Raw genomic sequence first — 716 nt, 5'->3', positions numbered from 1 at the left:
ACCGGCCACCACAGCGGGCAGCACGGGTGCGGAGGTACCGAGGATCGCATCGAGGCTTCGGTCCACCCGGTCCCGCACGGCGCTCTTGACCGCCTCGATCGCGGCGGCGGACGGCACCGCCGCCCCGACACCTGCCGGCACGCCGACACCTGCCGGCACGCCGGCGCCTGTCGGCGTGCCGACGGCCCACGACGTGCCAGCGGCCGTCGGTAGGCCGGCGGCGAGGTACCGGTCGATGTGGTGTTGGACGGCCAGGTGCGCGATCGCGCGCAACGCCTCCAGGTCGAACGCCGCCGGCAGCGCGTCGACAACCTGCTCCGGCCGCACCTCGGCCGGCGGGATCTGCTCACCCGCGGACGCCAACGCCTCGGCCATCCGGGCCACCGCCCGCTCCCGGACACCCGTCAGATACCCCTCGGTGAGCGCGGTGCCCGGCAGACCGACCGCGGACAGGAAAGCCAGAACAGTCGGATCACCCTGCCGGGCGTCGACCCACCCGGCGAAAACCCGCTCGATCGGCACGGCAAGCGCGGCCATGCTCTTGCCCGCCCGAGCCACCCCGGCCAGCAGCCCACCGTAGCGGTCCACAAGATCCTGCTGGAACCGATACCACTGCTCGACCACCGGCACACCAGCTGCCACAACCCACTGCGGCGCCGGCGCAGCCGGCACCGACAGCGACGGCACCGACCACGACGGCACCGACGGGTCCGGGT

General features: G+C 73.9%; 1 protein-coding gene. It reads right to left on the bottom strand.

The features are described from left to right. On the bottom strand, nt 1–716 hold a 716-nt coding region (locus ABGB16_RS33890), incomplete at both ends, for a hypothetical protein (protein WP_347672122.1).

The organism is Micromonospora sp. B11E3 (assembly GCF_039871625.1).
GTDB lineage: Bacteria > Actinomycetota > Actinomycetes > Mycobacteriales > Micromonosporaceae > Micromonospora.
Note: the sequence above shows the minus strand (reverse complement) of the source record. Positions and strands in the feature narration are given on the sequence as shown.